Source organism: Mycobacterium sp. GA-1285, from assembly GCF_001499905.1.
GTDB lineage: Bacteria > Actinomycetota > Actinomycetes > Mycobacteriales > Mycobacteriaceae > Mycobacterium.
Map to the genome: position 1 here is coordinate 37,167 of NZ_LQIS01000004.1, position 12,964 is coordinate 50,130.

At 67.2% G+C, this 12,964-nt stretch carries 16 protein-coding genes; 8 read left to right on the top strand and 8 right to left on the bottom strand.

Annotation, left to right across the window (positions count from 1 at the left end; genetic code table 11):
• Window positions 1–60 precede the first annotated feature (60 nt).
• The 5 genes from AU193_RS03685 (at window position 61) to AU193_RS03705 (ending at window position 3,989) form a co-directional block, all read left to right on the top strand.
• Window positions 61–972: a dienelactone hydrolase family protein gene (locus AU193_RS03685; protein ID WP_064421002.1), complete on the top strand. Its 912-nt coding sequence runs from the start codon at window positions 61–63 to the stop codon at window positions 970–972.
• Between the two features lie 118 nt (window positions 973–1,090).
• Window positions 1,091–2,197 (top strand): glycosyltransferase, encoded by a 1,107-nt coding sequence (locus AU193_RS03690; RefSeq protein WP_064421003.1) that lies wholly within the window; start codon window positions 1,091–1,093, stop codon window positions 2,195–2,197.
• Between the two features lie 75 nt (window positions 2,198–2,272).
• Complete coding sequence (locus AU193_RS03695) at window positions 2,273–2,671, top strand: hypothetical protein (RefSeq protein WP_064421092.1); 399 nt, start codon at window positions 2,273–2,275, stop codon at window positions 2,669–2,671.
• 164 nt (window positions 2,672–2,835) lie between these two features.
• Entirely contained in the window at window positions 2,836–3,294 is a 459-nt protein-coding gene (locus AU193_RS03700) for a hypothetical protein (protein ID WP_064421004.1), read from the top strand.
• Window positions 3,291–3,989, top strand: coding sequence for an HAD family hydrolase (locus AU193_RS03705; RefSeq protein WP_064421005.1), 699 nt, complete (start codon window positions 3,291–3,293; stop codon window positions 3,987–3,989). Before AU193_RS03700 ends, AU193_RS03705 begins: the two co-directional genes overlap by 4 nt.
• A gap of 13 nt (window positions 3,990–4,002) precedes the next feature.
• On the opposite strand, the gene AU193_RS03710 is transcribed toward AU193_RS03705, so the two are convergent.
• The 7 genes from AU193_RS03710 to AU193_RS03735 form a co-directional block, all read right to left on the bottom strand.
• Window positions 4,003–5,103 carry a hypothetical protein gene (locus AU193_RS03710; protein WP_064421006.1) on the bottom strand — a complete coding sequence of 367 codons (1,101 nt, stop codon included), beginning with the start codon at window positions 5,101–5,103 and terminating at the stop codon, window positions 4,003–4,005.
• A 181-nt stretch (window positions 5,104–5,284) separates the two neighbouring features.
• Complete coding sequence (locus AU193_RS03715; protein WP_064421007.1) at window positions 5,285–6,595, bottom strand: cytochrome P450; 1,311 nt, start codon at window positions 6,593–6,595, stop codon at window positions 5,285–5,287.
• Window positions 6,596–6,658: 63 nt separating this feature from the next.
• Window positions 6,659–7,162: a nuclear transport factor 2 family protein gene (locus tag AU193_RS03720; RefSeq protein WP_064421008.1), complete on the bottom strand. Its 504-nt coding sequence runs from the start codon at window positions 7,160–7,162 to the stop codon at window positions 6,659–6,661.
• A 126-nt stretch (window positions 7,163–7,288) separates the two neighbouring features.
• The gene (locus tag AU193_RS03725; RefSeq protein ID WP_064421009.1) at window positions 7,289–7,753 is read right to left on the bottom strand and encodes an SRPBCC family protein; all 465 of its coding nucleotides are present in this window, start codon (window positions 7,751–7,753) and stop codon (window positions 7,289–7,291) included.
• Between the two features lie 146 nt (window positions 7,754–7,899).
• Window positions 7,900–8,040, bottom strand: coding sequence for a hypothetical protein (locus tag AU193_RS23310; protein WP_172798206.1), 141 nt, complete (start codon window positions 8,038–8,040; stop codon window positions 7,900–7,902).
• A gap of 49 nt (window positions 8,041–8,089) precedes the next feature.
• Window positions 8,090–8,434, bottom strand: coding sequence for a hypothetical protein (locus AU193_RS03730; RefSeq protein WP_064421010.1), 345 nt, complete (start codon window positions 8,432–8,434; stop codon window positions 8,090–8,092).
• A 71-nt stretch (window positions 8,435–8,505) separates the two neighbouring features.
• Window positions 8,506–8,715, bottom strand: a complete 210-nt coding sequence (locus tag AU193_RS03735; protein ID WP_064421011.1) for a hypothetical protein — start codon at window positions 8,713–8,715, stop codon at window positions 8,506–8,508.
• A 214-nt stretch (window positions 8,716–8,929) separates the two neighbouring features.
• On the opposite strand from AU193_RS03735, the gene AU193_RS03740 reads away from it, so the two are divergent.
• Window positions 8,930–9,817: a cyclopropane mycolic acid synthase family methyltransferase gene (locus AU193_RS03740; RefSeq protein ID WP_064421012.1), complete on the top strand. Its 888-nt coding sequence runs from the start codon at window positions 8,930–8,932 to the stop codon at window positions 9,815–9,817.
• Between the two features lie 86 nt (window positions 9,818–9,903).
• Here AU193_RS03740 and AU193_RS03745 read toward each other — a convergent pair whose 3' ends face one another.
• Window positions 9,904–10,281, bottom strand: coding sequence for a thiol-disulfide oxidoreductase DCC family protein (locus AU193_RS03745; RefSeq protein WP_064421013.1), 378 nt, complete (start codon window positions 10,279–10,281; stop codon window positions 9,904–9,906).
• Window positions 10,282–10,361: 80 nt separating this feature from the next.
• Here AU193_RS03745 and AU193_RS03750 point away from each other — a divergent pair, with 80 nt between their 5' ends.
• Together AU193_RS03750 and AU193_RS03755 are read left to right on the top strand one after the other, a co-directional pair.
• Window positions 10,362–11,312: a threonine/serine dehydratase gene (locus AU193_RS03750; RefSeq protein WP_064421014.1), complete on the top strand. Its 951-nt coding sequence runs from the start codon at window positions 10,362–10,364 to the stop codon at window positions 11,310–11,312.
• Between the two features lie 300 nt (window positions 11,313–11,612).
• Window positions 11,613–12,959, top strand: a complete 1,347-nt coding sequence (locus AU193_RS03755; RefSeq protein ID WP_082682818.1) for a hypothetical protein — start codon at window positions 11,613–11,615, stop codon at window positions 12,957–12,959.
• The last annotated feature ends 5 nt before the right edge of the window (window positions 12,960–12,964 follow it).

A 12,964-nucleotide genomic window follows, 5' to 3' on the forward strand; every position in this document is an offset into this window, starting at 1 on the left:
CAATCAGCTGACTCCGTGGAAGGGCTCCAGCGTCGTCGGGATCAGGGCATACTCGCTGGGATGACCCCGATACAGCGGTACATCGCCGAGGAGATCGCCACCGACCACGTCGACGGCCTGCTGTCCCGCCGGGAGGCGCTCCGCCGGCTAGCGCTGCTCGGCGTCGGAACCGCGGGCGCCACGGCATTGTTCGCCGCATGCGGCCAGAACCGCGAGCCCACGGCCGACGCCCCGGTCACGTCGAGCGGCGCGGTGACGGCCAGCGCCCCGCCGCCCGGTAGCGAGGCTGCGGTGCCGACCGCACCGGTCACGTGGGCCGGGCCGCGCGGCGAACTGCAGGCCGCCTGGGCCGAGGCGCCGAACGCCCGCGGCGGTGTCCTCGTGATCCACGAGAACAAGGGACTCAACGACTACATCCGTTCGGTGGCGGGTCGGTTCGCCGGAATCGGGTACTCCGCGTTGGCGATCGATCTGCTTTCGGCACAAGGCGGGACAACGACGTTCGCCGATCCCGCCGAAGCGACGGCCGCGCTGGGCAAGATTTCTCCGGAGGAGGCGGTCGCGGACCTGAAATCGGGCATCGACGAATTGCAACGGCGCGTGCCCGGTAAGAAGATCGCGGCCGTGGGGTTCTGTATGGGCGGCGGTTATGTGTGGCGCCTGCTTGCCTCCGGCGAACCCCGACTGTCAGCGGCTGTCCCGTTTTACGGGCCCACACCCGACGACCCCGATTTCTCTAAGTCGAAAGACGTTGCAGTGCTTGGGATTTACGCGGCACAGGATCAGCGGGTGAACGCCACAGAACCGGTCGCGCGGGCAGCGCTCGAAAAAGCCGGTCTGGTTTTCGAATTGGTCACCGAACCCGACGCCAACCACGCGTTCTTCAACGACACCGGCGAGCGCTACAACGCGACCGCAGCTGCCGACGCGTGGCGTCGCGTGCAGGACTGGTTCGCCCGCTACGTCGCCTGACCCATCTACCCATCCTCCATTTCCGCGACCCCAGGACGGTCAGCACGTTCACCGGCAGTTCGTTTGCCCGCCATCGACGCGTCAACGCCGGCACACGCCCGACGGTCACATTGAGCGCATGCGCGTCGTGCAGATCGCCAATTTCTACGGGCCGCGCTCCGGAGGCCTGCGTACCGCGGTGGATCGCCTCGGCGCGGAGTATCACGCACACGGTCACGACGTCTACCTGGTTGTGCCGGCGGCCCGGTTCGAGTGGCAGACACTGCCCTCCGGCGTGACCCGAATAGCACTGCCGGCGCGACGAATTCCCTTCACCGGCGGCTATCGTGCCGCGATGCCCGGTCCAGTCACCGCACTACTGGAACGGCTGACACCCGACGCCATCGAAGTGTCTGACCGACTCACATTGCGTTCCCTGGGCACGTGGGGGCAAAGACACGGCGTCTCCACCGTGATGATCTCCCACGAGCGGCTTGATCGCCTTGTCGCACAGGTTCTTCCGAAGCGTGCCGCACGCGTGGTCGCCGACGTTGCGAACCGCCGCACCGCGCAGAACTACGACGCGGTTGTGTGCACAACGTCGTTCGCGCGCGACGAATTCGATCGTATCCACGCTCCCAATGTGTTCACGGTGCCGCTGGGAGTGGACCTTGTCCAGTTTCACCCACGCCGCCGGTCGGCGTCGTTGCGGCAACGATGGGCCGAGCCGGGGCAGACGCTGCTCGTACACTGCGGTCGTCTGTCGGTGGAGAAGCACGCCCACCAAAGCATCGACACCGTCGCGGCTCTTCGCGCCTCTGGTGTGGACGCGCGGCTCGTCGTGGTCGGCGACGGGCCGCTGCGGACCCACCTCGAGCGCAAGGCCGCCCGTCTCCCCGTCGACTTCACCGGCCACATCGACTGCCGCGACACGTTGGCATCAATCCTGGCGACCGCAGACGTTGCGCTGGCGCCCGGACCGCATGAGACGTTCGGGCTGGCCGCTCTCGAGGCGCTGGCATGCGGGACACCGGCGGTGGTGTCGCGGACGTCGGCGCTCACCGAGGTCCTCGACGCCGGAAGCGGAGCGGCGGCCGACAACGACCCGATCGCCATCGCGCGCGCGGTCACCTCGGTCATCGGTCGGCCAGAGGCTCTGCGGCGCAAGGAGGCACGTCGACGTGCCGAACACTTCACGTGGCCGAAAGCGGCGGCCGGCATGCTGCGCGCGTTGGCGGCACGTTGAGAGCCCGACGGTTCGACACCAAGCGCTCGCGCAAAGGGGGAGCGCAGAGACGCGGCGGTGGCCTACGATCCGGAGATGATCAGGTCGCTGATGGTCGCGGTCTTCACCGTCGCCCTGAGCTGTGCATCACTTTCCGCCTCGGCAAGTGCCGATCCGGGTGATCCGCCGTGCTGGTTCACCCTCTCCGCACCGCACGTCGTCCAGGTATCAGGCACAGACATGGTGACGGTGACGATGTCGCCGGCCGACTGTGACGGCGGCACGCCGTATCAGTCGATCGCCTGCGTCGTGCTTCAAGGCAGTTCGGGACCGGAGCGGTGCGTGCAGAACAACGGCCTGTTGACAGCGCGGGCCTACTACTCGCCGTATCAACCGGGCGCGACGTATGTGGCGACCGGCCGGGGGTGCGCGACGGCGGGTAATCCGCCCGAGCCGGTCTGCCAACCGTCGGGGCCACTCACCGCGACGCTGTAGCAGACGCCATAGACCACGCACCCGCGGATCACGCTGACGACGTTGTGCGGCCGACCGCACACTGGGGCGGCTGGGCACCCACCGTTTAGGTGGGCTGCTGCACGGGCACCCGCAGAATTGGCGGGTTCGTCAAAGAGCCGGCTCGACAGACCGGAGGAGCCGACATGGATACCAACGTCATCGTGTGGATCATCGTCGCAATCGCCCTGATCGCCGCCGTCGTTCTGGTGGCGGTCCTGGCGCGTAACGCGCGCAACAAGCGCCGCCGCATGGAGGCCGAGCGGCTCCGCACGGAGGTCGACGAGAAGTCGCAGCATCTACAGAGACGCGAAACCGTCGCGCAGGAAACCGAGGCACGCGCCCGCGCAGCGCAGGCCGAGGCCGAGGCGAAAGCCGCCGAGGCGGCCCGGCTGCAGGATGCCGCCCGCACGCACCGCGACGCGGTCAACACCAAGCGCGACGAGCTCGACGAACAACGCGCCCGCGCCGAGGCCCTGGACCCCGAAACCCGAGCGGCCGACCCCGTCGCCGATCCGTCCTCGACCAAGACCGACAGCGTGCGAGACGATCTCACCGCGCGTCCCGACGCCAACCGGGCGCCTGAGCAGCAGCACCGGTCGTGACAGACCAAGCCAAGACCGCCTCGGCCGTCCTCTTCGACATCGACGGCACCCTGGTCGACTCGAACTACCTGCACGTGCACGCCTGGTATCGGGCTTTCGAGGAGGCCGGTCACCCCGTCGAGGCCTGGCGCATCCACCGCTCCATCGGGATGGACGGCACGACGCTGGTCAGCACGCTGGCAGCAGATGCCGACGCGGAGGCCCGTAGCCACGCCAAGGATCTGCATTCGCGCTACTACAAGGAGTTGTCGCCGCACCTGAGACGATTGCCGGGCGCGCGCGAACTGCTCGAGGCGGTGCACAACCTCGACATCCGAGTGGTGTTGGCGACCTCCGCACCGGAGGAGGAGCTGTCGATGCTGCGCGAGGTGCTCGACAGCGACCACCTGCTGTACGCGGTGACTTCATCAGAGGACGTCGACACCGCCAAACCCGAGCCCGACATCGTCGAAGTCGCCCTAGAGCGGGCCGGTGTGACGGCTTCGCACGCCGTCTTCGTCGGGGACACCGTCTGGGACGTGGAAGCCTGCAAGCGGGCCGGCGTCGACAGCATCGGGGTACTCAGCGGGGGAGTCTCCCGCGGAGAGCTCGAAAAAGCCGGGGCAGAAGGGGTTTTCGAACATCCGCTGGAGCTCTGTCAGCACCTCGACGACACCCCCATCGCCGCGCTGGCCAACATCGTCGGAGCGCGCTGAGCGGTTTCTGCCGTCAGCGGGGCAAGGCGTAGCGCAGAATCGCGGCGACGCCGTCGGCCGGATCGATGCGCTCGTCGGTGCGAATCAACGCAGCGCCGGTGGCGATCGCCGCCATCGGCAGCGCCTCGTCGGCCCGCAGAGTCTGGGTCGGCGCCGTCCCGAGTTCGGACAGGACGTTGGCGTTCGGCGCGATCGTGGTCAGGTCGTCGCCGGAGACGACGGTCGCGTCGCCGACTTCACCGATGATCAGAGTCTCCACCGCGCCCGCCCGCAGCGCTGCCGTCACGCCGTCGAGCCCCTCGGTCGCCATGCCCTCACCACGACCGAGCTCAGCGGTGAAGCGTTGCGCGGCGTCGTCGATCGCTGCCACGCGGCGGCGGAAGAACTCCTGGTCGATCGCGTGCTGCAGGTCGGCGTCGTCGAAACCACTGTGCCGCGCCCCCACAGCCACGTCGACCGCCAGCGAAGCGACCCGCTCGGGTAGTTGCGCGGTGAGGTCGGTACGCGACTGGACCTCGCCGACGACGAACACGACCTCGGGCTTGGCATCGTCGACCAGCGTGGTCAGCTGGTTTGCGACCGCGCGGATGTTCTGTTGGCGCGCCCCTTCGCTGGCCCGCTGCGGATCGCCGTAGCCCGGTGTTTCGGCACCGGAAGCCTTGTGCACCGGGTAGGCGTCGCCGTCGACGGTGTCCGAGACGACGGTGCCTTCGCGGTACAGCGTGATGTCTCCACCCTCGTGGTCGACGATCACCACGGCGTACGTCGGACGGTCGAGGCCGTGCTCGACGACGGGGACGATGTAGGGTAGCGCCGACACGCGGACGACCAGCTCGACGGGCCGAATGAGGGGTTCGTTGACGAGGACGCCGTCGGCGCTCGCGACGACCGCGCGACCACTGGGGCCGACGGGGGGAGTCGCGTCCGTCACGGCCCGCTCGATGCTCTGCGTCACCGCCGGATCGGCGCCCTGCTCCTCGAGTTGTTCGCGCAGCGCGCGCCACTTCAATTCCATCTGGGCGGCCGCGTCGGCGGTGTTGTGGGAGTCGTCGAAGTACACCGACGCGTAGGGGCCGTTCGAAGTCAGCAGGGTACGAAAGTGATCGGGTTGCATGGCCGTTGGTTACCCATGGAGCAGCCGACGACACCGACCGATGAGTTCACGGTGAGCCGTCCGCACATTCCTCTCCCACGGCTGCTTAACGGGTGGATCGCACGCACCCGACGAGTGGGATCAACCTGCGAAGGCTATTTGTCGCCCCCCGCGGCGCCCGGCACCGCGAACCGTGACGAGCTCAGCGAGGCGGTGTCCAGGACACCGGTAAGCGCTTGATCCCGTGGATGAATGGCGACAGTAACCGCGCCGGTTCCTCGGTGGCGGCGATGTCGGGTATCTGCCGGTGCAGCTCCTCGAAGACGACGCTGATCTCGCGACGGGCGAGGTTGGCGCCCAGACAGAAATGCGCTCCACCGCCACCGAATCCGGCATGCGGATTGGGGCTGCGCGTCACGTCGAACGTCCACGGATCGGCGAACTTGTCTTCATCGCGGTTCGCCGAGCAGTACCACAGCGTGGCCTTGTCGCCCGCGGACATCTTCACCCCGCTGAGTTCGCAGTCCTCGGTGAGGGTACGGCGCATGTAGTTCACCGGAAACGCCCACCGGACGATCTCCTCGACCGCGGTGGGGGCGACGGCCTCGTAGTCCGCCCACCACCGCTCACGTTCGCGTGGATAGCGGGTGAGCGCCAGCACGCCGTGACTGATCGCGTTGCGCGTGGTCTCGTTGCCCGCCACCACCAACAGGATGAAAAACGAGGCGATCTCAGCCGATGTCAATCGCTCTCCGTCGACCTCGGCCTCCACCAGCGCGGTCGTCAGATCCTCATGGGGATGGGCGCGACGATTCTCGGCATGCGCGCTCGCGTAGGCGCCGATGTCCATCGCAACCTTGACGAACTCCTCGTAATCCTGGGCGATGTCCTTGTCTCCGAAACCGAGAATCACGTTGGTCCAGTGGAAGATCTGCAGATGGTCGTCCTCGGGGATCCCCATCATGTCGCAGATCACCTGCAGCGGCAGAGGACCGGCCAGCTCCGCGACGACCTCGCCGTGGCCGTCGGGATGTTCGGCGATCATCCCTTCGACGAGCCGCCGGGCCCGGTCTCGGACGGAGGCTTCGGTACGCGCCACGACCCTCGGTGTGAAGGCACGGCTGACGATATTGCGCAGACGAAGATGACGCGGATCGTCGGTCACGATCATCGATCCGAAGTACTCCGACAACTCCGGATTCGCGTCGTTGATGGTGATGCTCGGACTCGAGCTGAAAATGTGCGGATGTCTGCTGGCGTACCAGACGTCGTCGAATCTGGTGATCGCCCAGTGTCCGGGACCTTCCTCCACACCGGGAGTCTCCAGCGCAGAGTGGAACGACACCGGCGCCTCGCGGCGCAGCGTCGCGAAGGCGCCGTCGCGGAAGTCGTCGGGTTGCACCCAGAAGTTCCACGAGCCCAAGTCGACCTCGGACAACGGCACCTCAGGCGGAGGGGTGCCGTTGGCCTTGACCAGGTGCGCGCCGAAGGCGGGTGGTGTCGCGGTGTCCATCCGTCCGAGGGTAGGCCGATATCCGTCCGAGCAGGCCGAATCCGCCTGCCGTGGCCAAATTGATTACGACAACTGCCAGTTCATGTTCTTGGCGAATACGCGAGCGTCGTCGGAGATGGTGCCGAGCTCGTGGCAGCGCTGGATGTAGCCCTGCACCATCACCAGAAAGTTCATCGGGTTGTAGGCGTCCTCTTCATAGCTCCACTTCCCGTCGCCGGCGTACCGGAGCACCGTGATGACCGGGGCGCCGTGCACGCTGCCGTCGCCGGGATCCTTCATCTTGTTGACGTTGCGGTTGATCACCCAGCCCTTGTCGACGTCGATCGAATACCACTCGACCGGATAGAAGGGCATCTCGCTGCCGGGGAACATGTTCATCGTCGAGACGATCCAGTCGCGGATGGCCTCTCGGCCGGACATGTCGCCCAAGGCGTGCTCCACGTACGTCGCGTCCTCGGTGAAGAGATCGGCATAGCCCGACCAGTTCCACGTCTTGCCGATGTCGACCACCGCGTCCTGATAGGCGTGGAACGCCTCGTCGATCTCCTCACGTGACCACTGACCCATCGGAGGCTCCTCGGCTCGCGGGCTGAACTGGCACCGTTTCTATCAAAGGTGACGGCTCCGCCGGGGTGGATTCACGATGCGAAGCCTGTGATCGCGTTGACGGACAACGTTGTGCCTCTTGCCCGCTCACTTGCCGTCAGGCGCCTCGACCACGGCCTTGATGCGCTCGAGCGTCTTGCGCATGTCGCGAATGTTGCGCCGGCGCCGGAGCTGACCTCCCAGCACCGAGAACGCTTTCATCAGCACGGAATCGTTGAGCCGGAAAGACTCGGTGACCTCGGTGCCACCGTCGACAGGGGTGAGCCGGTAATGCCAGTTGTTCACCGGCTTGTCCCCGACGAGCACCGCGAAGCCGAACTCCCGGCCGGGGTCGCAGGCGGTCACCTCGCATGTCGTCCAGTAGACGGGCCCGATCTCGTTGCGCTTGACGTGACCGCGGAACCGCGCGCCCAACGCGGGTCCGGTGGCATCACCGAGCCATTCGGCCTCCATGACTTCGGGGGAGAACTTGCCGGTGTTTCGCACATCGGCGATCAGCTCCCAGATCCGCTCCGCCGGCGCCGCCATCGACACCGTCACCGCTCCGTCCACCGTCCCTCGCTCTCTTGCAAGCGTTTTCGAGAACCCTAGCGCCCAGTCGACCGCATCCGCCCCCAAACGTACAAGTAGGTACGGTGGCGGCGATGTGAAAGTTTCGTGCGGTACTCGAGCACGACGACGTTTCGTTCGACTGTCCGTCAGCCGTTCGTCTCGCCGCGGTCGTCGGCCCCTTCGGCCTGGTCGGGTTGCCGGATCGCCTTGTCCTGTTTCATCTCTGGATCGGCGTCCGGGTCCTGGTCGGCACGGTAGTCGCTGCCGCCGTCTGCGTGTGTGCTCATCGCACGGGCGTACCCGGCGCCGAACCGCCGAAACCGTCGCCGCCGCTCCTCACCGCGACGAGACGTCGCCGTACAGGTCGGGCCACGGCGGCCGCCGGACCATCGCCACCCCGGCGAGCGTTGACGCCACCAGTCCGACCAGGATCCCGGCCAGGGCGATGCGGGTCGCGTCGACCGCGGGTCGCCATACGGCGTCGCCGTCCTTGATCACCAACACACCGGCCGGCCTGGTCGTCACTTTGACGTTCGGTTCACCGCCGCGCCGTGCCCGGCCGCGGATCTCCGTGACGGGGATGACGGTGGTGCCGTCGGCCGTTTCGTAGGGCTGGCCGAAAACCCGGGAGGCGTTGGGATCGAAGTCGAGACCTTCCAGCAATTCCGCGAGCATAGCCATGGCGTCATGCTTACTCCCCGCAAGCGGGCGCGTCATCGGATCCCCGGGGCCTGCGTGCCTGAAACGGTGGGCTATTCGAACGGGAGGTCGTCGTCGGGGATCGGCACCTCGATCGCCTGATCGACCAGATCGGCCTCATTGGCGTCCCACGTGTGTTCGGTGGAGATCGTCGCGGCGTCTTGCCAGGTGTCCTCGTCGCCGGGGTACACCGGGGTGCGCTGGTCCGCCACGTCGGCTTCGGGAATGGCATCGCCGAACGCGAGGCCGTCAGGTGAGTTCATGATCGGTCTCCGTTCTTGTCGGGGTTAGCCGTACAAGGTCAACGATAGTGCGGTCGCGGCGGCGCGCCACCATGTGCGGCGCGATGCGTGACGATCGCTGCTGACCAGGGCAATACGGCGGCATCCAGGGGCTGTGCGTAAACTGCCCTCGACGGGGAGGCTCTCTAACCGTGCGGAGCTTCGACCTGACCCAATTCGACGCCAGGGGCTCACCGTGCCAGAAAAAACCACTGAAACCGCCCAGGACCTCACGCCGCATTTCGAGGATGTGCAGTCCCATTACGACTTGTCCGACGAGTTCTACCGGCTGTTCCTCGACCCGACGCAGACCTACAGTTGCGCCTTCTTCGAGCGTGACGACATGACGCTCGAGGAAGCCCAGCTCGCGAAGATCGACCTTTCGCTGGGCAAGCTGGGGCTGCAACCGGGGATGACGCTGCTCGACGTCGGATGCGGCTGGGGCGCGACGATCAAACGGGCGCTGGAGCGCTACGACGTCAACGTGGTGGGCCTGACGCTGAGCAAGAATCAGCAGGCTCATGTGCAGAAGGTGCTCGACGGCATCGACAGCCCCCGCGACAAGCAGGTTCTGCTGCAGGGCTGGGAGCAGTTCCACGAGCCGGTCGATCGCATCGTGTCCATCGGCGCGTTCGAGCACTTCGGTCGCGACCGTTACACCGAGTTCTTCAAGATGGCCTACGACGCGCTGCCCGACGACGGTGTGATGATGCTGCACACCATCGTCAAGCCCGACGACGAGGAGTTCGCTGCCCGCGGCCTGCCGCTGACCATGACGAAGCTCCGGTTCTTCAAGTTCATCATGGACGAGATCTTCCCCGGCGGGGATCTGCCCCAGCCCGTCGCGGTGAAGAGGCACGCGACGCAAGCCGGTTTCAAAGTGGGCCTGGTACAGCCGCTGCGATTGCACTACGCCCGCACACTGGACCACTGGAGCGCTGCGCTCGAAGCACACCGGGACGAGGCGATCGCAATCCAGTCCGAAGAGGTGTACGACCGGTACATGAAGTATCTGACCGGCTGCGCTGACCTCTTCCGCGAGGGCTACACCGACGTCTGCCAGTTCACCCTCACGAAGGGTTAGCGCCGCCGCAGGGCACGCCAGCACTCGCAACGCCAGCCCGCACAACAGCGCGACCCGCGCGCGCAGACCGCGCCAGGCGGACGCGATCAGCAGTTGACGGGATGCGACTCGCAGTACGGCGTCGTACCCGGGAAGCGGTTGCGATGACCGGCGACATACCGGTATACGGCGTCCTGTAGCGCACGGATTCCGGGAAGCCGGTAGACGAAGAGCGGAATCCCGGATCCCAGCGCGGTCGCCACTGCGGCGTTCATCGCGTGCGCGCCCTCGTACACAACGCCGGACTCGTCTTGCCATCGCGCGGCGTCGAGAATCTGGGACTGCGGGATAGCCAACCGATCCGCGACGCCCTCGCACTGTAGAGGCGCGGTTCGCAGATCCCCAGTGCGATTCAGCTTCAAGATGAAGTAGACGGCGCGCGTGCACATTCCGCAGTTGCCGTCGAAAAACAGGGTGCCGGCCATATCGCTATTGTCTCTCCCGTCCTGGTGCGGGAACACCCCGGCACGGCGTGGAAGACGACCGGTGAGAGCACACTGTGGGTGTGGACGTGGTGACACTCGACGACATCGAACAGGCGGCGGCGCGAATCCGGGCCTTCGTGCTGCGGACACCGCTGCTTCCCGCCCGGTGGGCGGGCGACGACGACCGGCCGCTGTGGGTCAAACCCGAAAGCCTGCAGTCGATCGGGGCGTTCAAAGTGCGGGGTGCGTTCAACGCGATAGGCCACCTCGACGAATCGGTGCGCACCAGGGGAGTGGTGGCCTATTCGAGCGGAAATCACGCCCAGGCGGTGGCCTACGCGGCGGCGGTGTACGCGATTCCGGCCCACATCGTGATGCCGCAGGAGACGCCCGATGTGAAGGTGGCGGCCACCCGGGGTCACGGGGCGACGGTGGTGTTGTGCGGTGCGGGACAACGCGAACGGGTCGCGGCTGAGGTCGTCGAGGAGACGGGCGGCGTGCTGATTCCCCCATTCGACCATCCCGACATCATCGCCGGACAGGGCACGATCGGGCTGGAGATCGCCGAAGATCTGCCGAGCGTCGACACGGTGCTGATACCCGTCAGCGGGGGCGGTCTCGCCTCGGGGATCGGTACGGCGATCAAGGCATTGTGTCCCAACGCCAAGGTGATCGGAGTCGAGCCAGAACTCGCTGCCGACACTGCACAGAGCCTGAGCGTCGGACACCGCGTCGATTGGTCCATTCAAGACCGCAACCGCACCATCGCCGACGGGTTGCGCTCGCAGCCATCCGAGTTGACCTTCGCTCACCTGCAACGGGTGCTCGACGACGTCGTGACCGTGACGGAAGACGAGATCCGTTCGGCGGTACGCGAATTCGTTCACCGCGCACACCTGGTGAGCGAACCCAGCGGCGCGGTCGCGCTGGCCGCCTACCGCAAAGGGTGCAGCCCGACGGGCCGAACGGTAGTCGTGCTCTCCGGCGGCAACATCGAACCCGCACTGCTGCAGCAGATTCTGGCCTCGTAGCCGTGCGGGGACGCCGGCCGTCCGGGCACTCCCTGCACAAGGCGGCTGATCCGCGATGCGGGCGCGAACACGATCACCCCGGCACGCGACTCGACCGCGCCGACGATCCCGACGTAGCGATAGAGACAATCGCCCCGGCAAAGGTGTTCAGCTTCGTCTTGCAGGAGATTCAGCGGCACAGCACATTTCGATCCTGATCGCTGGCAGCGGCTTTCGGATGCCGGCCCACTCCCCGGGAAGCCGGCTGGGCACCGTGCTGTTACGGTCACCCCGGTAAGTGGACGTCCGAAGGGGTAATGAGTGGACGCCGTACTCGGCTTGTCGGTGACACCGTCTGCCGTCGGCCTTGTCCTCGTCGAAGGACAGGACGCCGACGGCGCAACCATCGACCGCGAAGCCATTGAGATCCCGCCCACCCGGCGGTCGTCTCCGCGCCACACCGCAGACGAGGCTGCAGCGGCGGTCCTGCGCACCGAAGCCCTTGCCGCCAGTCACGGTCACCGGTTGCGGCCCATCGGGGTGACGTGGAGCGAAGACGCCCAAGCCGAGGCGTCGCTACTACTGAGATCGCTGCGCGAATGCGGGGTCGACAACGTGGTGGCGGTGCGCCTGCCCGAGGCTGCGGAGGCCTTGGCGTGGGATGTTGCCGAGTTGATCGGCAACGAGGTCACGGCGGTGTGCGTGATCGAGTCCGACGACGTCTTCGCGCTGATCGTGCATACGCGGGAAGGTGCCGTGCAGACCGCGTTCACCCATTCCATCGACAGCGAAGAATCGTTGATCCGCTGGTTGAACGCCGTGTTCACCAGAGCCGACTGGCGGCCCGAAGCGTTGGTGCTGGCTGGATCGGGTGCGGATTTGGACGCGATCACGCCGCGGCTGAACACCGTGTTGTCGGTGCCGGTGTTCGCACCCGCCGAAGCCGAGTTCGCCCTGGCACGCGGCGCCGCGCTCGCGTCGGCGAACAGCGGCCCCGCTGTGTTCACCGCCGAGCGGCCGCTCGACCGCGCAGGCAGCCAGCCTCGACGACAGCCCGCACCGGCCGGTCCGCTGGCCATGCTGGCCGCGGGGACGGTCACGTTCGTCGTATCGGTCTCGGCGGCGATCAGCATGCAGTTGGCGCCGGAGAAGGACACCACGCCCGCCGAGCCGAGCCCGGCCGCCAAATCGTCGCCCGACATCGCGGCGGCACCCGCGCCCCGGCCGGCCGCTGCGCCTGTGCCCGCGGCGCCGCCCGTGTCGCCGCCGGCCGAGATTCCCGCGCCGCCCGAAGAGTCGCCCGTCGCCGTCGTCGACATCCCCGCAGCGGCGGAGGCTCCGCTCCCTGCCGCATCGCCGCCAGAAGCGCCGGCCGCGGCGCCGGGGGTGCCGGTGTTGCCGCCCGAATCGATGGCTCCCGGTCTCGTGCCGGCCCAGCCGACTCCGGTGCCCGAGCGCCGAGGTTTATTGCAACGGATCAGGGACCGGTTCTCGAACATCGGCGGCGACGAGCCCGCGGTGCAGCAGGCCCCGGCGCCCGCCCCGTCGCCCGTCGATCCCCCGCCGGCTCCGCCCCCGGGGACTCCGCCGCCCGAGGCCGTCGTCGCACCAGCAGCCGAGGGCGCGGCACCCCCGGCCCCGGCACCCGCACCGCTGCCGCCGGCGTGACTCAC